This is a genomic window from Ruegeria sp. CDSC054, assembly GCF_059610645.1.
The window spans coordinates 615732-633349 of sequence record NZ_JBXWOA010000002.1 but is presented as its reverse complement, the minus strand read 5'-3'; the positions used below and the strand labels follow the sequence as shown (position 1 = coordinate 633349).

Here is a 17618-nt window from a genome sequence, read left to right as displayed (position 1 = left end):
AAGCCGGGTTGAGTCGGGTATTTGCGTCAGTTTTGCATACGTATGCAAAAAAGTCTTGCCTGAATTGACGTATGCGAATTACAGTTTTGCAAACGTATGCAAAATGATTCCTTGCAGGGGGCACCATGGCGGAAATTCAATTGCGGAACGTCGGCAAGCGATGGGGCTCATTCGTTGGGGTTCACAATTTCGACCTGACCATTGCTGATCGCGAGTTTCTGGTATTGCTCGGCCCCTCGGGCTGCGGCAAGACAACGACGATGCGGATGATCGCAGGTCTTGAGGACGTGACCGAGGGCGAAATCCTGGTCGACGGCAATGTAATCAACGATCTGGAGCCGAAGGACCGCGACGTTGCGATGGTGTTCCAGAGCTATGCGCTTTACCCGAACATGAACGTATATGAAAACATCCGCTTTCCGCTGAAAGTGCGCGGCATCGACCCGTCGACCCATGACGAGAAAGTGCGCCGCGCCAGCGCGATGGTTGAGCTGGACGATTTTCTGCATCGTAAGCCTGCCGAATTGTCAGGTGGTCAAAGGCAGCGTGTGGCACTCGCCCGTGCCATTGTGCGCGAACCCAACGTGTTCCTGATGGACGAGCCTCTTTCAAATTTGGATGCTAAACTGCGGGTTTCCACCCGGGCGCAGATCAAAAATCTAAGTCATGAGCTGGCCGTCACCACCATCTATGTAACCCATGACCAGATTGAGGCCATGACCTTGGCCGACCGCGTTGTGGTGATGAAACAAGGCGTGGTTCAGCAAGTGGGTAGCCCCACGGAAATCTACGACATGCCGGCGAACACGTTTGTGGCCAGCTTCATTGGTTCACCCGCGATGAATTTAATGGATGGCAACGTATCAGGTGGAATGTTCCGTGCCGAACACGTCGAAATCCCAGTGGATGCCCCAGACGGTCCTATGACGCTGGGCTTCCGCGCCGAGGATGCCAGCCTTGCCGAAGGGCAGGGCCAGATCACAGCGCCGATCTACACGCTGGAATTGCTGGGCGACGCGACCATGATCTCGGTCCGGGTCGGCGGTGCTCTGGTATCGGTCAAAGCCGATAAAGCCTACCGCGCCGAGATTGGCGAGGCTGTCTCGTTCTCGGTGCCGAAAGAAATCTGTCACCTCTTTGAAGCTGAAAGCGGTGCTCGGATTGGGGACCACCCCCACAAACAGCCCAAACGGGCTTAACACCGGTCCGGACGTCGACGACGGACCGATCCTGACAGGGAGAAACGCATGAAACTCAAGACGATCCTTATGGCAGGTGCCATGTCCATCGCCGCCACCGGCGCATGGGCGGAATGCGCCTTCGAAAACGACGTGCCACTGAAGTCGCTGTCCGCCGGGTTTGAAGCCTGGAAAGCGGTCACCGATGCAATGGCGGAATGCGGCAACTTCAGCGCTTCGCTGGACCAGGAATTCCGCGAAAAGCAACCTGAGGCATTTGCGGCCGATCCAGCGCTTTATCAGATCGGCGGTGTTTCGAATGCAACTCTGGTGCCTTTGCTCAACGCCGGTACGATCCGTCCGCTGGACGATCTGGTCGAGAAGTACGGACAGGATTTGCTGCCCAACCAGTTGATCAAGGTGGACGGACAAACCATGGCGATCGCGATGATGGTGAACGCTCAGCACCTGATGTATCGCGACGATGTTCTGGCTGAACTGGGCATCGAAGAGCCCAAGACTTATGGCGATGTTCTTTCCGCAGCTGCCAAGATCAAGGAAGCCGGCGTCATGGACTATCCCATTGGTGGGACGTTCAAGACCGGTTGGAACCTTGGTCAGGAGTTCGTCAACATGTATTTGGGCGAGGGCGGTTCGTTCTTTGGTGACGGCAACATGCCTGCCATCAATAACGAGCAAGGCGTAGCAGCGCTTGAGACATTGAAGGCCATGACCGAGTATATGGACCCGGAATACCTGGTCTCTGACTCGACCTATGTGCAACAGCAGTTCCAGCAGGGCAAGATTGCAATGGCGAACCTGTGGGCCAGCCGTGCCGCTGCGATGAACGATGAGGCCGAAAGCCAGGTCGTTGGCAAGGTGACCATGGCCGCGGCTCCAATGGGATCGGCGGTTCCGGCGACCACAATCTGGTGGGACGGTATTGTTCTGGCTTCGAACATGAGCGACGAAGAAGCGGATGCTGCCTTCCGCGTCGCACTTGAGGGCATGGACACCGATACGGTCAGTGCGAACAACGATGTCGCCGTATGGCTGAGCACGGCCTATTCGGCAGGGCCTTTGGCTGCAGGTGCTGCAGCGTCCGCTGAAGGCGGTGCCAAGGCTTACCCGGCTTCCGGTCCTATGGGCATCATGCACACCTCGTTGGGTAACGGACTGGCCGACTACCTGACCGGTGCCAAAGACGCGCAGACGACTCTGGCCGATATCGAGGCAGACTACGTCACTGCCGCGAAAGAAGCGGGTCTGATCAGCAACTGATCCTCCCTTGGGAGGGCTCCGGCCCTCCCATCCCTTTCCCCCGAGAACCATTAGAAAGGCAGAGCCATGAACTTCCGGACATTTGCTGCTTTTGTCGGTCCCTCTGTCTTTATGATGCTTCTCTTCATCGCGTTCCCGCTGGTCAGCGTGTTTAAGCAGAGTTTCTATGTCACTCAGCCGATCTATGAGACGGTTGAAAAAGAAACCTGTACCCCCGGTTTCCTGACCCAGACCTGTGTGACTGAAAAGGTGTCGCAGCCAAAGCTGGATGAGCATGGTGAGATAATCACGCAAACCCAGTACGTGGGGTTGCAAAGCTATCGCAATGTTCTGGAACCTGACCGTGCATGGCGCGCCATAAGTGATGGCAGCTGGCATGTGCTGTCGACGATCAATTTCTGGAAGGCCCTGCGGTTCACTCTGACGTTTACTTTGATCACTCTGCCGTTGGTGGTCGGTTGCGGGCTTGGGATTGCCATTCTGATAAACAATGCCGCGCGTTCTATCCGTGGCCCGGTGATATTCGTCTCTCTGCTACCTTTTATCATCACTCCGGTGATCGGAGTTCTGTCAATCAATTGGCTGTTTCGCGGCGACGGTATCCTGACTGCGATGATGGAATGGTGGCTGAACCGTGACATAGCCCTGTTTGCCCAGGCTTGGACGATTGAAGTCCTGATGATGATCTACCGCGTCTGGCACGTGGCGCCCTTTGCGGCCATCATCTTTTACGCCGGTCTCCAAACGGTTAATCAAGACAGTTTGGAAAGCGCGGTTATTGACGGGGCAACCCGCTGGCAACGGTTGAAATATATCGTCATCCCGCATCTGATGCCGCTGATCATCTTTGTATCGATGATCCACCTGATGGACAGCTACCGTGTATTTGAAGAGATCGTCGGTTTCTCAAGCCAAGGCTACGTTATCTCACTGCAGTGGCTGACGTTTGACTACCTGACGCCGGATCAGGCGGGCAACCGGTCGATCAGCCGGGCCTCAGCCAACTCAATGCTGACCATGATTGGTGTTGTCATCCTGCTTATCCTTCCGCTGCGCCGCACATGGCGCGATCATAAAGGAGGCCACTGACATGTCCTCGCGCGCGCTTCGCCAACCGCTCAGCCTGCGGCTAACCTCGAACATCTTTCTGGCGCTGTGGTGCCTGATCGCGGCCTTCCCGATCTTCTGGATCGTGGTGATGAGCTTTAAGTCGCCAGTGGATGCCTTCGACAGCAACGCGTTGAACGTGATCTTCGGTCCTGCCACTCTGGGCGTTGGCAAAGGTCTTTCGCTGCTGGACATCATTTTGGGCATCGCGGTGATTTGGGCGACGATTGTGATCGCCACAAAAACACTCCCGTCGATGGTGAAGTCTTACACGAAACCCGAGCAAGAATGGTTTGGCTGGGTGATTGGTGTCCTTGTTGTTCTTGTTGGCTTTCTGCTTGCGTTCTTTGTCGTCCTGCCCGCCGTTCTAAACGTGCTGAACCCTTGGTTCGGACCCTTGGGTCGGGACGTGCTTGGCCTGACCACCGAACACTACAAGACCGTTTGGATTGACCGGGGCTTTTCGAACAACTTCAAGAATTCGCTGATTGTGACAACAGGCGTGGTGACTGTCTCGCTGACCGTAGGCACGCTGGCGGGCTATGGTCTGGCGCGCTCGGGTTCGACCCTGGCGTTCTGGATCCTGATTGTCGCCTTGGTGTTCCGGGCCCTGCCGCATTCGGTACTGGTTGCCGGTTATCTGCCGGTGTTCATCAACTCAGCTGAATGGCTGGCCCCGATCCTGGGTGAAAATGCACCGACACTTTACGGCAAGCCATTTGCGGTGATTGCTGTTCTGGTTGCAATCAATCAGCCATTCACGATCTGGATGCTGCGTTCGTTCTTCCAGAATATCCCGGCTGAACTGGATGAGGCCGCCCGTGTCGATGGGTGCAGCCATTTCCAAGCCTTCCGTCGTGTCATCATGCCGGTGATGTGGCCGGGGGTGATCACCACAGGCCTGTTCAGTTTCCTGCTGGCCTATAACGACTTTCTTGTCACCGCGTTGCTGCTGGACGCGCAGAACCAGACCATGGTTCCCGCCATTGTCGGCATGTTCAACCGCGAGACGACTACAACCGACCAAGTGGTCGCGGTTGCCGCGGCCGTGTCGATCACTGCGCCGCTGATCTTCCTTGTGCTGATCTTCCAGCGCCAGATCGTCAGCGGTCTGACAGCCGGCGCGGTCAAAGGCTGATGAGCAACCATGCACGCCATAACGCCATGTCGCGCCACCCGGCGCTGAACAGGATGCCGAGGGACTTTCTGAGTATTGGGGCTGCGATCCCCAAACTCTCACTCTGGCAACCTGAAAGGACATAGACATGAAAGGTTCCCGTCCCGAACAAGCGGTCCTGACCCGCGACACGGACATGAGCAAAACCGAAGACACGCGCCGCGTGATCGAAACCATGGTGGATGGTCTGAACGATCACCGCATTGATGACATCGGAGAATTCTTCACCCAAGGCTTCCGCTGGATGGGTAATCAAGGCTGCGGCACCAAAACCGGCCTGAAAGAGTTTCAGGAAAACTGGCAGCGCCCGTTTCAGGCGGCGTTTTCGGACAAGACCTGCATCGATGAGGCCCGTCTTTACATGGGCGAATGGGCGGCAGCCTTTGGTCGTCAGGAAGCAACCCATACGGGTGAGTTTCTGGGCATCGCCCCCACCGGCAAGCGGGTCGAGATCCGCTATATGGATTTCTGGAAAGTCGTTGACGGCAAGATCGTCGACAACTGGGTGAATGTCGATTTCGCACATGTCGCGGCGCAACTGGGCGTCGACCTGTTCAACGGCGAAGGCTGGGAAGCATTTGACCGGGGTGAGAAATGTCCACCCCGGCCCGAAAACTGAGGATTGGAAACATGGCAATCGAGTATCTTAAACGCGGCAAATCCGATGCGGACCGGGCTGAAGATGATGCCAAGACCCGCGCCGTGGTTGAGGCGACGCTGAAAGACATTGAAACCCGCGGTGATGCTGCGGTGCGTGAGTTGAGTGAGAAGTTCGACAACTACTCGCCAGCCTCGTTCCGCCTGAGCCAGAAGGAAATCGATGACTTGATCGGTCAACTGACCGATAGGGAACTGGCCGACATAAAATTCGCACAGGAACAGGTGCGCAACTTTGCGCAAGCTCAGCGGGATTCAATGCTGGACATTGAGGTCGAAACCCTGCCGGGCGTGATCCTTGGCCATAAGAATATTCCTGTGCAATCGGTCGGATGCTACGTCCCCGGTGGCAAGTTTCCAATGGTGGCTTCGGCCCACATGTCCGTGGCCACGGCTTCGGTTGCGGGTGTCCCTCGTATCATCGCCTGTACGCCTCCGTTCAAAGGCAAGCCGAACCCAGCAGTGATTGCGGCGATGCATTTGGGTGGCGCTCATGAGATCTACGTTATGGGTGGCATACAGGCCATTGGTGCGATGGCTTTGGGCACCGAGACGATTGATCCCGTTCACATGCTGGTTGGTCCCGGCAACGCCTTTGTTGCCGAAGCCAAGCGCCAGTTGTTCGGGCGCGTCGGCATTGATCTGTTTGCAGGTCCCACCGAAACCATGGTGATCGCGGACGAGACCGCGGCAGATGCCGAGCTATGCGCAACCGATCTGCTGGGACAGGCCGAACACGGATACAACAGCCCCTGCGTGTTGCTGACAAACTCTGAAAAGCTTGCCAATGAGACGCTCTCCGAGGTGGACCGCCTTTTGGGCATCCTGCCGACTGCAGACACCGCGAAAGTGTCCTGGGAGGAATATGGCGAGGTGATTGTCTGCGACACGTATGACGAGATGCTGCAGGTTGCCGATGATATCGCCTCGGAACATGTGCAGGTGATGACGGATCGTGACGACTGGTTCCTTGAGAATATGACCTGCTACGGCGCGTTGTTCCTTGGTCCGCGCACCAACGTGTCAAACGGGGACAAGGTGATTGGTACGAACCACACCCTGCCAACGAAGAAGGCCGGGCGCTACACCGGTGGGCTTTGGGTCGGGAAGTACCTGAAAACGCACAGTTATCAGAAAGTTCTGACCAACGAGGCGGCGACACTAATCGGCGAATACGGCTCGCGTCTGTGCATGTTGGAAGGTTTTGTAGGCCACGCAGAACAGTGCAACGTCCGCGTGCGTCGCTATGGTGGCATCAATGTGCCCTATGGCGAACCCGCGCCGTATCGGGATGCTGCTGAATGAGTGACAAGCATACACAGCATAAGGCCCTGATCGCTCCGCTCAGGGCCGCGATGTATGATTTTTCCGAGGCCGGTGTTCGCGCGGCACTGGCCGAGGTAACGGCCTCGGACGCCGTTTTCCACCTATGCCATCCCTTTGGCGACAGCATTGGCAGCGACGCTTTCTATGACCGCGCCTATAAAGACCTGTTGACGGCCTGGCCCGATCTGGAACGCCGCGACTACATTGTCATGGCCGGCCCGGATGAACATGGTTCGGACTGGGTAGGGTGCGGCGGCTACTACACGGGCACATTCACCGGCCCATGGCTGGACATCCCACCGACTGGTAATCAGATTACTATGCGGTTCCACGAATTTTACCGTTTCGAAAATGGCAAAATCACGGAAATACAAGCCCTTTGGGATATCCCCGAGGTGATGATGCAGGCAAATGCCTGGCCGATGGCACCCAGCCTTGGACGCGAATGGCATGTGCCGGGCCCGGCCACGCAGGACGGGTTCGTTCCCGGTCCGTATGATGAGGCAAAGGGCAAAGAGACCTGTCAGCACATCATCGATATGTTGGAACATCTCAAAAAGCATCCCAAACAGGGTGGCCCCGAGGTGATGGAGATGGAACGGTTCTGGCATCCGCGCATGAACTGGTACGGGCCGTCGGGCATTGGCACCGGGCGTGGCTATGCGGGCTTTCGCAATTGGCACCAGATCCCGTTCCTGAGCGGAATGCCGGATCGTGGGCAGTTCGTGGACGACATCACCTACCACTTCTTCGGCGATGGCGAATATGCGGCCGTGACCGGCTGGCCCAATATGATCCAGACTGTCACCCATGATGGATGGTTGGGCATCGCGCCCTCGGGCAAGAAGATCACCATGCGCAGCCTCGATTTTTGGCGGCTGGAAAACGGGCGCATTCGTGAAAACTGGGTGCTGGTCGATCTTTTGGATGCTTATCGCCAGCTAGGCGTTGACGTCTTTGCCCGTCTGCGGGAATTCAACAAGGCCCGAAACATGGGGCGCATTGATATACCGGATGGAATGAGCTGATGACTGAACTGCCGCGCACCCCCTCGTTTTCCCTGACTGGAAAGACCGCCCTGGTGACAGGTGCCTCTTCAGGCATCGGGCAGGGCTGTGCCGTAGCGCTGGCCGAGGCGGGCGCGCATGTCGTCTGTGCGGCCAGAGGCGAAGATCGGTTGAATGCAACTGTCGCTGCTCTGCAGGCAGAGGGATGGTCGGCCGAGGCGCTGGTTCTGGATCAGGGCGATCTGGATGCGCTAAAGCAGCTTTTTGAAACGCGCAGCTTTGATGTCGTGGTGAATTCGGCCGGGGTTGCACGGCACAGTGCTGCTATTGAGACGACGCCTGAGGATTTCGATGTTGTCACGGGCGTCAATCTGCGTTCGGCTTACTTCCTGTCGGCCTATGCCGCTCGTGCCTTGATCGAGGCAGACAGGCCAGGTTCGATCATCCACATCTCCAGCCAAATGGGGCATGTTGGAGGGGTCGAACGGGCGCTCTATTGTGCGACCAAGCACGGGCTTGAGGGGATGGTAAAATCAATGGCCATCGAGTGGGGCAAGCAGGGCATCCGGATCAACACGGTCTGCCCGACGTTCATTCGAACGCCTCTGACCCAATCCACCTTTGACAACCCAGAACGCGCCGCGTGGATCATGGACAAGATCAAGTTGGGTCGCGTGGGCGAGGTCGAGGATATCATGGGTGCGGTACGCTACCTCGCCTCGGATGCCTCAGCGCTGGTTACAGGCACCTCGATGTTGATTGACGGAGGTTGGACAGCAGATTGATGGCCGAGAAAGTAACATCACTCCAGGTCGCCCAGCTTGCCGGTGTCAGCCAATCCGCCGTCAGCCGCGTCTTCACGCCCGGTGCCTCGGTCAGCAAGAAGACGGAAGAGAAAGTGCGCAAAGCCGCGACCGAACTTGGCTATCGCCCCAATGTGTTGGCGCGCGCGATGGTGTCGGGCAAAAGCCGCATCATTGGTTTGGTCGTCGCCTATCTGGACAACTATTTCTATCCCGAAGCGCTTGAGAAGTTGTCGAACGAGTTGCAGGAGCAGGGGTATCATGTCCTGATCTTCATGGCCTCCAGAACCGCCGGAAACATTGACGACGTTATGGAGGAAATTCTTGATTATCAAGTTGATGGCGTGATCCTGGCCTCGGTCGCGATGTCGTCCGATATCGCAACACGGTGCCAACAAGCGGGTGTGCCGGTCGTACTGTTCAACCGTAGTCAGGATATCGACGGGATCACCTCGGTGACCTCTGACAATTATTCCGGCGGCCGCAAGGTCGCTGAATTCTTTATTGCCGCAGGCCACGGTCGCATCGCTTACATTGCCGGTTGGCAGGGTGCCTCAACCCAGCGAGACCGCGAGGCCGGGTTTCGCGCCGCTCTCGGTGATGCAGGTCAGGATCTGTACGCCTATGAAATAGGAGAGTTCCTGACCGAGAATGCGCGATTGGCCGCGCGCCGCATGTTTGATGTTGAACCGCAAAAACGACCCGATGCGGTGTTCGTCGCCAATGACCATATGGCGCTTGCCGTGATGGACGTCATTCGGTTTGAACTTGGAATGCGTATACCAGAAGATGTTTCTGTCGTTGGATACGATGATGTTCCGCAGGCCGGATGGCTTGCCTATAATCTCACCACCATTCGTCAGCGCGCCAACCTGATGGTGGCGGAAACCGTTGATGCCTTGTTGGACCATATTGAAAACCCGGCAGTTGCCGCAGCCCGCAAGGTCGCGATTGATGGGCCGTTGATCGTGCGTACTTCGGCACGGCTGCCCAAAGGCTGGACCCCGCAAAGGATGAAAACATGAAAGGCTTTGATCCCAAGTTCCGGGATTTTCCCGACTATATCATCGGAATTACCAAAGAGATCTGGGAAGACCGGGGCATCGCAACCCTGCACGAATATTACAGCGAAGATATCGTCGTTCGTTCACCCGGTTCGGTGGTTGTGGGAAATCAGAATGTGATCGGCGCCACGATGGCGACCCTGGCCGAGTTTCCGAATCGGCAGTTGATGGGTGAAGATGTGATCTGGTCGGGCACGCCGGAAGAGGGCATGCTCAGCTCTCACCGCATCCTGTCTACTGCCACGCATCTGGCCGAGGGGGTTTACGGCAAGCCTACCGGTACAAAACTATGCTATCGAATTCTGGCCGACTGCCACGCCATCGACAACCAGATCAACGACGAATGGTTGATCCGCGATCAGGGCGCGATTGTGCGGCAGATGGGCTGGGACCCAAAGGAATACGCCGCTGATCTGATTGCGCGCGAGGGCGGTAAGGACAGCTGCACCAAGCCTCTGACCCCCGAAATCGACCAGCCCGGCCCCTACAAGGGTCGCGGAAATGATAATGCGTGGGGGCAGCGATATGCTGATATCCTGACCCGGATCATGAGTGCCGATATGGGCACAATCGCGGCTGAATATGACCGTGCGGTGCAGTCTGAGTATGTGGGCGGCGTCACGGGGCATGGCTGGGATGCCGTCGACCGGTTCTGGATGGGGCTGCGGGCGAGTTTCCCGAATGCTGAATTCAAGATTGAACACCAGATCGGGCGCGACGACCCGGATATGCCGCCGCGATCAGCAATTCGCTGGAGCCTTTGGGGCAAGCATGACGGCTGGGGCATGTTCGGGGCGCCGTCAGGGGCACAGGTTTATGTCCTCGGGATCAGCCATGCCGAGTTTGGCGCACTGATTGCGGGGCAACCGCAGTTGCGCCGTGAATATACTCTGTTCGATGAAACCTCGGTCTGGAAGCAGATCCTGTTGCAGAGCGGAGAGGTCTGAGTGGCCCGTCCGGTCGTATATCGTATCCTTGCAGGTGGTCTGCGTGAAACCGGAGCCCGTCGACGTTTCCATATGTTCCGTCAAAGCCTGCGGGCGCGGCGACTGAATCTGCGCCCTCCAGGGGAGTGAGCGCCTGTGCCGCCAGAGCACACGAGCTTGCATTCCAGAAAACAAAAAATCGGATCATACGTCATGACCAAATCAGCCATCACTTCCCGCATTGTCCGCTACGGCGAGCTCCAACCCTGTAAAACCGCATTTATCGATGCCCATACGCCGGGCAGCGATCAGAAAGAGAATTTCACGATCATCGGCGGTGGCGTCTCGGAATCGCCAGATCAGCATGTGCACATCACCGACAAGATCGGCTTCAACATCGGTGCCGCAGGTCAGCCGCCGAAATGCCGGAACTCATTGCACAGCCACACAACGGCCGAGGTTTTCTTTGTTGCCAAAGGACGCTGGCGCTTTTTCTGGGGCCGTTATGGCACCGCTGGTGAGTTCATCGCCGAGGAGGGCGATATTTTCAACATCCCGACCGGCATCTTCCGTGGTTTCGAAAACGTTGGCCAGGACTACGGTATGATCATGGCAATCCTGGGCGGTGACGACGCGGGCGGAGGCGTCACTTGGGCTCCTCAGGTCATCGAAGATGCGCAGGCGCATGGTCTGATGCTGGGCGACAATGGCGTTCTGTACGACACCAAGAAAGGTCAGGAGCTGCCTCATAATGTGCACCCAATGCCCTTGCTGACCGAAGAGCAGTTGAAGGGCTACCCTGAGGTTCCGGTTGAGGATGTCGTCGGCAAATATGTTGCACGGTATTGGGATCTGATGGCGTTGTCGGCCAATAAGCCTGCGCAGGTGATTGGTGAGAGCGGGTTGATCAAGGATAAGCCGGGGTTTGCGGTAGACTTCCTTGGCCGGGGGTCCTCTGTGACCGAACCGATTGCGGCGGATAAACCTGTGGTTCTGATGCCAGCCAGCGGTCACTGGCATATCTCGATCGACGAGCACGAAACCACAATTTCGACAGGTGACACGGCTCTGGTTTTGCCCGGTGAATCCTATAGCGTTCAGCCATCAATGACCGGGCAGGCGGGCCTGTACCGGATCACTGCAACCGATGAACCGGCAGGAGCGACCTGGACAGGATGAGCGCAGACCCGAACGACACCCAAGCCATATATGAACGGCAAGCCACAGAGTATGACAAGCGCCGCTCAAAAGCCCTTTTCGAGGCGCGCTGGTTGGCGCGCTTCACGGCCAGCCTCAAACCGGGTGACCACGTACTGGATCTGGGCTGTGGCACAGGCGATCCCATTGCGCGCTGGTTTATGGCCGAAGGGTTCGACGTCACGGGTGTCGATTTTTCCGCAGCCATGCTGAACATCGCCAAAGAACGCTGGCCGGACGGGGATTGGCGGAAAGCTGACATGCGGGATTTTGAGCTGGATCAGCAATTCGATGGGATCATCGCCTGGAACAGCTTTTTTCACCTGACGGCAGATGAGCAGACGGGCTGCATCACCCGCATGGCACGCCATTTACATAACGGTGGAATGCTGATGCTGACCGTAGGTCCACGCGCCGGGGAAGTCAGCGGTACGGTGGGATCAGAGCTTGTCTACCACGCCTCGTTGTCCCCGGCCGGCTATGCAGCGTGCCTTGAAGAGAACGGGCTGCAATTGACCGGTTTTTTGGCCGAAGACCCCGAAACCCAAAGCCATACTGTGCTGATGGCACGAAAACTGTAAGGAGGTCTTTATGGCCGTAAAAACCACACATGTTGGGTCTTTGCCCCGAACACAGGACGTCGTGGATCTTATCTTTGTCAGGGAAAACGGCGAACCTTATGAAGCAGCCGCGTTTGACGCGTGCATGACCGCCGCAGTCTCTGAAACGGTGCGCAAACAGGTCGAAGCCGGCGTTGATATAGTCAGCGACGGTGAGACTTCGAAGATTTCTTACGCGACCTATGTCAAGGACCGCTACACCGGGTTTTCCGGTGACAGCCCTCGAAATGCGCCTGCTGATTTGAAGATGTTCCCCGGCTTTCTGCAGCGGCTGGCCAATGACGGCGGCACGCCGCAATACGCCCGACCAATGTGCACCGGCGAGGTGCGATCAAAAGGGCAGGGTGAGTTAGAGAAGGACATCGCCAACCTCAAGGCGGCTATGGCGCAGCATGGGGTCGAGCGCGGTTTCATGAATGCCGCGTCCCCGGGCGTGATCTCGCTGTTTTTGCAGAACGATTTCTACACCACGCGTGAGGCATATCTGGCGGCGCTGGCCGATGCCATGAAAGAGGAATACGAGACCATCGTGGCCGCTGGTCTGGATCTGCAACTGGATTGTCCCGATCTGGCCTTATCGCGCCATATGCTGTTCACTGACCTTTCGGACGACGCGTTCGTCAAAATTGCCGATATGCATGTCGAGGCGCTGAACCACGCGCTTCAGAACGTCCCGCAGGATCGCGTGCGGGTGCATATCTGCTGGGGCAACTATGAGGGTCCGCATTGCTGCGACATTGCGATGGACAAGGTGTTCAACACCCTGATGGCGACCAAATCGCGCTATGCCCTCTTTGAGACCTCGAACCCGCGTCACGCCCACGAGTGGACCGTGTTCCGTGACCGAAAATCTGAGATACCAGATGACAAGGTTCTGGTCCCCGGGGTGGTCGACACCACCACCAATTTCGTCGAGCATCCCGAGCTTGTGGCCCAACGGATCGAACGTTTTACGGGAATCGTCGGCGCGGACCGGGTGATAGCAGGCAGCGATTGCGGCTTTGGCACCTTTGCGGGCTTCGGCGCGGTTGACCCTCAGATCGCCTACGCCAAGTTGGCCGCGCTATCTGAGGGGGCCAAGCTGGCCTCGGCATGATACCCGTGATTTTCTTGCCGGGCATGATGTGTGACGCCCGCCTTTTCGGCCCGCAAATCGACGCACTGTCAGGCAAGATGCCGGTGATGACATTCCCTTTGTCGCGACACGACAGCGTGCAAGCCATGGCAGATGATATTCTGAAAAATGCGCCGGCTGAATTCGCGCTGGCTGGCTTGTCGATGGGCGGTATCGTGGCAATGGAAGTATTGCGTCAGGCCCCGGAACGTGTTTCGCGCCTGGCATTGCTCGACACAAATCCACTGGCCGAAAAGCCAGAGGTCAAAGCCCGCCGCGCGCCCCAGATTGCAGCCGTTCGCGACGGCAATCTGAGGTCGGTAATGCGGGACGAGATGAAGCCCAGTTACCTGTCCGACGGGCCTAACCGGGGGGCTATCCTGGATCTGTGCATGGCAATGGCCACCGACTTGGGCCCTGACGTGTTCTTGCGCCAATCGCAGGCGCTGATGGATCGCCCGGACCAAAGCGCGACGCTGACAGCTTACACGGGAAAGGCTTTGGTCCTGTGTGGGCAAGAAGATCGGCTGTGCCCCATTGAACGCCACCAGTTGATGCACGATCTATTGCCAGACAGCGCGCTGGAGATCATCGAAGGCGCCGGGCATCTGCCGACATTGGAACAACCCCAAAAAACCACAGCGGCCTTGATCCGCTGGTTGGAGGACACATGACGCCATCCCTTTTGTCCCTGCTTCGCAAGGTCGACACCCCCACGGTCTGCAATGCCATCGAAGTGGCACAGGGCAAGCGCGGGTTCGACGATTTTACGCGCGGTACCATGCTGTGTTCAGCGCCCGAAGAGCCCGCGATCGTCGGCTATGCCCGTACGGCCAAGATCGCGGCGGTCAATCCGCCGACTGAGCCGCCTGAAGTCATCAAGGCCCGGCGCATGGCTTATTACAAATACATGGCCGAAGCCCCCAACCCGTGCGTCGCTGTGATCGAGGATATGGATTTTCCGGATTGCATCGGAGCCTATTGGGGTGAAATCAATACATCCGTCCACAAGGGTTTTGGTATGTCCGGAGTCGTAACCAATGGCGTCATGAGGGATCTGGGCGACTTACCCAAGGGGTTCCCGGTCGTGGCAGGTTCCGTCGGGCCAAGCCACGGTTTCGTCCACGTCCGCGAGATCGATACACCGGTTTCCGTTTTTGGCCTGACGGTTAATCCTGGCGAATTGGTGCACGCCGACCGTCATGGCGCGTTGGTCGTACCCGGTGATGTCGTTGATCAGCTAGAAGCCGCAATCCAAAAACTATTGGTGACAGAACGCATCGTCTTGGATGCAGCCCGCCAACCGGAGTTTGATTTTGATGCTTTTGAGACCGCTTGGGCGGCTTTCGAAAAAGCCAGGGTCTGATTGTATGAGACTGAGATTATGAATGCCGATGGGGTGGATCCGATGATTTACACCTAGGGTCAGGATGCATTGATTTTTGCTGCGCTGGATGATTCACGGTTCGGAAAACTGAGCGGTAACATGAGCTACCTTTATTGACTGACCGACGAGCAGATGGCCAAGCTCCCGCCTTTTTCCCAAAGCCGCACGGCAAGCCTCGGTTATATGACAAGCGGGTGTTGAGCGGGATTATCTTCGTCAGACGCAATGGGTTGCGCTGGCGAGACGCCTCGGAAGCCTACCGACCGCTCGGCTATTTCGTTATGGACACGTCAGTTATAGTTTGCCTGGAAAATCCCACCAAATTGTCTGAAAGCTGCCGCCGCGCTACACATAGTGCCAAATTTTTTCCGGAGTTTGGAAGGGAATTTCCGCACAAAGTATGGAACAATGATGCTAGCTAGCATCGGCTATCAAAAAAATATTTTTTTATTCAGATGGTTATTTGGGGGATTTGATAGCGGAGGAGGGACTTGAACCCCCGACACGCGGATTATGATTCCGCTTCATGCCTGTTTTCTGCTGCTTTCAGGTATGCCTGTTAAGTGCTTGGAAATATGGGGTGTGCGCAGCTATCATGCTGCTCTTTAAAGAGTTTTTAACAACGGCACTCCGTTTTTCTGTGATGTTCACCACAGAAACCAACGACCGTCTGGGACCACGTCAACATTTTTGAGGATGGTACAGAAATGGTACAGAATTTGAGGCGAACAACATGCCGACAGAAGTATGCGAAATTGATAGGCGAATTGTGGCGGATGCTGTGAGAATGGCTGAGGAGGGCGCCACCCAACTCCATACGTTCAAAGACGCTGGCGGACGAGGATTGCACCTGCGGGTTCGAGGGAAGCGCGCCGTCTGGTTGGTTAAGTTCCAACAAAAAACAAAGACAATCGGACAGCTTTATCCAGATCCTTCGGATATGTCTTTGAGAAGCATTCGGGACGCAAGGCAACTGGCAGCGGACGTTCGATCCGTAATGAAAGCTCAGCCGGAGCAGGTAGACAAATACGTAAAGTTTAGACACCAGAACTTTAGTCATTCGGACGCTCTTGAGCGTTTAGTCGAACCGAAGAAAAGCTGGACTTTGGCTGAGTGCTACGAAGTCGCTATTGACGAAAAAAGCTCATCGCATGCCAAAAGGCCTATTGCTGCGACGACCAGGAAAGACATGGAGTACATCTTTTCGTTGGATGCGTGGGGCAAGTTTATCAGGATGCCGGTAACAGAATTGGAGCAAGGTGATGTCGAATCCGTCCGTGATGTCGTGAGAAAAAACAATGGCCTTTCTACGTCCAACAAGGTTATTGCGTATACAAGATCAGTGCTGAATTGGTGCGCCAAACATCATTCAGGAGCCAGTGGCCTCTCAGGGCAAAACCTTTGGTGGCGCCTGCTGTCGACGCCAGCAATTGTAAAGCCAAAGGTGAGAAGCCCATACATCAGGGATATTGTGAGAACCTTGGTTTTGGCGGAGGAGTATTTGGACAAACCTCTTCCTGGTCGAAGTATCCGTGCCAAAGGTGTCGACTCGCTCACACTAGGTGGTCTTTGGTGGGTGGTTCTAACTTGTCAAAGGTCGGGCGCGGCACTGTCTTTGTCAAAAGATGACTTGCTAAGGGAACCTGAACCAGATGGGAGCGGGCGCGATTGGCTACTGGCATCTTGGGATGACAACCAGGTCAAAGGTAAGAAGCGCTTTGTACTACCTGTTCCGAACAAAGCTTGGGCACCGGCGACCAAAGCACGGGGCGCCGTCTCGTTACGTGGGTGATCCCAGCCTTTCCAAGCTTTTCCATGGAAAGCCAAAGCTTGTATTCCCCAGTTTTCCAAGACCCTGGCGTGCCTCGAAATGGCATCTTCCCTAGAAAGCACCGGTGCCGGATAGAATGGCTCCTTGACCAATGCGGGAGCAACCGAGCTGAAGGCAAGCTTTGTGCTGGTTGACGTCGAGGGTTCAAACGATGCGAGCCTGATCGACGCCGTGTTGGTATCAGATTTCGTGGTTGTTCCTTGCCGCGCATGCCGGATGGACGCGCTGGGTGCGGTGCAGGTTCTCAAGCAAGTGCGTCAGAAAAGCCAAGTCCTCCGGCGCAATATTCCCGCAAGCGTTCTGCTCAATCAAACGGAGCCAGGCGCGGTTGAGTTCAGAATTACTGGGGCCGTCAAAACAATTCTTGAGGAAGCTGGCGCGCCGATCCTGAAAACACAGCTGGCGGCACGACCAATTTTCCAGGCAATGATGAGCTTGGGAGGGGACTACCTCAATCTGCCCCGCGAGTTTCAAGGGTCATCTCCGAAGACCGCACAAGCCAACGCATCGGCTTTGACGAATGAATTGCTTCTGACAGCGTTCACCAAAAATCACGAAGCGGCATGAGGGGACGCAAATGACAAATGAAGCAAAAATTCCGGCTGTAGGTAGCATTCTGGAAGATGCAACTCCGGACATGCAGTTTGAGCGTAAAACACCGGTGTCGCCGTCGCAGCTAAAGCTGGCACAGATGAGTCCCAGCCGGCGGAGGGCTGCGCTCAGGACAAAAACGTTCACAGCAGATGTGAACCCGGAGCTCTATGCGGCTTGGGATGACCTGCGCGAGGCCAAGGAGCTTACGGTCGTCCGGGCTCTGGAACTGTCCTTGATTGCGTTCTTGAAAGCGTATGGAAAAGAGTTCGAACTGTGAAATGATCCTCTGGCGCATTCCCGCGCCGGAGGAAACAGCCTTGTCTTGATTTCTCTTGGAGGCCAATTTTCT

Annotated in this window: 18 protein-coding genes, 1 tRNA gene and 1 pseudogene; 19 read left to right on the top strand and 1 reads right to left on the bottom strand. The window is 56.4% G+C overall.

Annotated features, from left to right (window positions below; all coding sequences use genetic code 11):
- Positions 1–125: 125 nt before the first annotated feature.
- The 16 genes and pseudogenes from AC2FGC_RS07105 to AC2FGC_RS07030 form a co-directional block, all read left to right on the top strand.
- Complete coding sequence (locus AC2FGC_RS07105; RefSeq protein ID WP_496725431.1) at positions 126–1199, top strand: ABC transporter ATP-binding protein; 1074 nt, start codon at positions 126–128, stop codon at positions 1197–1199.
- Positions 1200–1247: 48 nt separating this feature from the next.
- On the top strand, positions 1248–2459 hold the full coding sequence (locus tag AC2FGC_RS07100; RefSeq protein WP_108859138.1) for an ABC transporter substrate-binding protein: 1212 nt from the start codon (positions 1248–1250) through the stop codon (positions 2457–2459).
- A 66-nt stretch (positions 2460–2525) separates the two neighbouring features.
- Entirely contained in the window at positions 2526–3548 is a 1023-nt protein-coding gene (locus AC2FGC_RS07095; protein ID WP_496725433.1) for a carbohydrate ABC transporter permease, read from the top strand.
- Between the two features lies 1 nt (position 3549).
- The gene (locus AC2FGC_RS07090; RefSeq protein ID WP_496725435.1) at positions 3550–4704 is read left to right on the top strand and encodes a carbohydrate ABC transporter permease; all 1155 of its coding nucleotides are present in this window, start codon (positions 3550–3552) and stop codon (positions 4702–4704) included.
- 127 nt (positions 4705–4831) lie between these two features.
- On the top strand, positions 4832–5362 hold the full coding sequence (locus tag AC2FGC_RS07085; protein ID WP_108859141.1) for an ester cyclase: 531 nt from the start codon (positions 4832–4834) through the stop codon (positions 5360–5362).
- 11 nt (positions 5363–5373) lie between these two features.
- Positions 5374–6705 carry a histidinol dehydrogenase gene (gene hisD / locus AC2FGC_RS07080; protein ID WP_496725437.1) on the top strand — a complete coding sequence of 444 codons (1332 nt, stop codon included), beginning with the start codon at positions 5374–5376 and terminating at the stop codon, positions 6703–6705.
- On the top strand, positions 6702–7754 hold the full coding sequence (locus tag AC2FGC_RS07075; RefSeq protein ID WP_496725439.1) for an ester cyclase: 1053 nt from the start codon (positions 6702–6704) through the stop codon (positions 7752–7754). Before hisD ends, AC2FGC_RS07075 begins: the two co-directional genes overlap by 4 nt.
- A complete protein-coding gene (locus AC2FGC_RS07070; protein ID WP_109312352.1) occupies positions 7754–8518 on the top strand; it encodes an SDR family NAD(P)-dependent oxidoreductase in 765 nt (254 codons plus the stop codon). Before AC2FGC_RS07075 ends, AC2FGC_RS07070 begins: the two co-directional genes overlap by 1 nt.
- Positions 8518–9561, top strand: a complete 1044-nt coding sequence (locus AC2FGC_RS07065) for a LacI family DNA-binding transcriptional regulator (protein WP_496725441.1) — start codon at positions 8518–8520, stop codon at positions 9559–9561. The genes AC2FGC_RS07070 and AC2FGC_RS07065 overlap by 1 nt, the downstream gene beginning before the upstream one ends.
- Complete coding sequence (locus AC2FGC_RS07060) at positions 9558–10547, top strand: nuclear transport factor 2 family protein (RefSeq protein ID WP_496725443.1); 990 nt, start codon at positions 9558–9560, stop codon at positions 10545–10547. The genes AC2FGC_RS07065 and AC2FGC_RS07060 overlap by 4 nt, the downstream gene beginning before the upstream one ends.
- Before the next feature lie 192 nt (positions 10548–10739).
- A complete protein-coding gene (locus AC2FGC_RS07055) occupies positions 10740–11705 on the top strand; it encodes a cupin domain-containing protein (protein WP_109312354.1) in 966 nt (321 codons plus the stop codon).
- Positions 11702–12304 carry a class I SAM-dependent DNA methyltransferase gene (locus AC2FGC_RS07050; protein ID WP_496725445.1) on the top strand — a complete coding sequence of 201 codons (603 nt, stop codon included), beginning with the start codon at positions 11702–11704 and terminating at the stop codon, positions 12302–12304. Before AC2FGC_RS07055 ends, AC2FGC_RS07050 begins: the two co-directional genes overlap by 4 nt.
- A gap of 10 nt (positions 12305–12314) precedes the next feature.
- Positions 12315–13439 carry a cobalamin-independent methionine synthase II family protein gene (locus AC2FGC_RS07045; protein WP_496781806.1) on the top strand — a complete coding sequence of 375 codons (1125 nt, stop codon included), beginning with the start codon at positions 12315–12317 and terminating at the stop codon, positions 13437–13439.
- On the top strand, positions 13436–14131 hold the full coding sequence (locus tag AC2FGC_RS07040; protein ID WP_496725448.1) for an alpha/beta fold hydrolase: 696 nt from the start codon (positions 13436–13438) through the stop codon (positions 14129–14131). Before AC2FGC_RS07045 ends, AC2FGC_RS07040 begins: the two co-directional genes overlap by 4 nt.
- On the top strand, positions 14128–14823 hold the full coding sequence (locus AC2FGC_RS07035; RefSeq protein ID WP_496725449.1) for an RraA family protein: 696 nt from the start codon (positions 14128–14130) through the stop codon (positions 14821–14823). Before AC2FGC_RS07040 ends, AC2FGC_RS07035 begins: the two co-directional genes overlap by 4 nt.
- Positions 14824–14976: 153 nt before the next feature.
- Positions 14977–15110: pseudogene (locus AC2FGC_RS07030) on the top strand (IS5/IS1182 family transposase); the annotation flags it as partial.
- 210 nt (positions 15111–15320) lie between these two features.
- Here the strand turns inward: AC2FGC_RS07030 and AC2FGC_RS07025 are convergent.
- Positions 15321–15386, bottom strand: a tRNA-Leu gene (locus AC2FGC_RS07025).
- Positions 15387–15577: 191 nt separating this feature from the next.
- Between AC2FGC_RS07025 and AC2FGC_RS07020 the strand changes: the two genes are divergently transcribed.
- The 3 genes from AC2FGC_RS07020 (at position 15578) to AC2FGC_RS07010 (ending at position 17546) form a co-directional block, all read left to right on the top strand.
- Positions 15578–16636, top strand: a complete 1059-nt coding sequence (locus AC2FGC_RS07020; protein WP_496781804.1) for a hypothetical protein — start codon at positions 15578–15580, stop codon at positions 16634–16636.
- A gap of 123 nt (positions 16637–16759) precedes the next feature.
- Positions 16760–17242 (top strand): P-loop NTPase family protein, encoded by a 483-nt coding sequence (locus tag AC2FGC_RS07015; protein WP_496781802.1) that lies wholly within the window; start codon positions 16760–16762, stop codon positions 17240–17242.
- A 10-nt stretch (positions 17243–17252) separates the two neighbouring features.
- Positions 17253–17546 (top strand): hypothetical protein, encoded by a 294-nt coding sequence (locus tag AC2FGC_RS07010; RefSeq protein ID WP_496725452.1) that lies wholly within the window; start codon positions 17253–17255, stop codon positions 17544–17546.
- Positions 17547–17618: the final 72 nt, after the last annotated feature.

Excerpts from the sequence above, each read along its gene's own strand:
- AC2FGC_RS07105 (WP_496725431.1), top strand. The coding sequence starts at position 126 with ATGGCGGAAATTCAATTGCGGAACGTCGGCAAGCGATGGGGCTCATTC.
- AC2FGC_RS07100 (WP_108859138.1), top strand. The coding sequence starts at position 1,248 with ATGAAACTCAAGACGATCCTTATGGCAGGTGCCATGTCCATCGCCGCC.
- AC2FGC_RS07095 (WP_496725433.1), top strand. The coding sequence starts at position 2,526 with ATGAACTTCCGGACATTTGCTGCTTTTGTCGGTCCCTCTGTCTTTATG.
- AC2FGC_RS07090 (WP_496725435.1), top strand. The coding sequence starts at position 3,550 with ATGTCCTCGCGCGCGCTTCGCCAACCGCTCAGCCTGCGGCTAACCTCG.
- AC2FGC_RS07085 (WP_108859141.1), top strand. The coding sequence starts at position 4,832 with ATGAAAGGTTCCCGTCCCGAACAAGCGGTCCTGACCCGCGACACGGAC.
- hisD (WP_496725437.1), top strand. The coding sequence starts at position 5,374 with ATGGCAATCGAGTATCTTAAACGCGGCAAATCCGATGCGGACCGGGCT.
- AC2FGC_RS07075 (WP_496725439.1), top strand. The coding sequence starts at position 6,702 with ATGAGTGACAAGCATACACAGCATAAGGCCCTGATCGCTCCGCTCAGG.
- AC2FGC_RS07070 (WP_109312352.1), top strand. The coding sequence starts at position 7,754 with ATGACTGAACTGCCGCGCACCCCCTCGTTTTCCCTGACTGGAAAGACC.
- AC2FGC_RS07065 (WP_496725441.1), top strand. The coding sequence starts at position 8,518 with ATGGCCGAGAAAGTAACATCACTCCAGGTCGCCCAGCTTGCCGGTGTC.
- AC2FGC_RS07060 (WP_496725443.1), top strand. The coding sequence starts at position 9,558 with ATGAAAGGCTTTGATCCCAAGTTCCGGGATTTTCCCGACTATATCATC.
- AC2FGC_RS07055 (WP_109312354.1), top strand. The coding sequence starts at position 10,740 with ATGACCAAATCAGCCATCACTTCCCGCATTGTCCGCTACGGCGAGCTC.
- AC2FGC_RS07050 (WP_496725445.1), top strand. The coding sequence starts at position 11,702 with ATGAGCGCAGACCCGAACGACACCCAAGCCATATATGAACGGCAAGCC.
- AC2FGC_RS07045 (WP_496781806.1), top strand. The coding sequence starts at position 12,315 with ATGGCCGTAAAAACCACACATGTTGGGTCTTTGCCCCGAACACAGGAC.
- AC2FGC_RS07040 (WP_496725448.1), top strand. The coding sequence starts at position 13,436 with ATGATACCCGTGATTTTCTTGCCGGGCATGATGTGTGACGCCCGCCTT.
- AC2FGC_RS07035 (WP_496725449.1), top strand. The coding sequence starts at position 14,128 with ATGACGCCATCCCTTTTGTCCCTGCTTCGCAAGGTCGACACCCCCACG.
- AC2FGC_RS07020 (WP_496781804.1), top strand. The coding sequence starts at position 15,578 with ATGCCGACAGAAGTATGCGAAATTGATAGGCGAATTGTGGCGGATGCT.
- AC2FGC_RS07010 (WP_496725452.1), top strand. The coding sequence starts at position 17,253 with ATGACAAATGAAGCAAAAATTCCGGCTGTAGGTAGCATTCTGGAAGAT.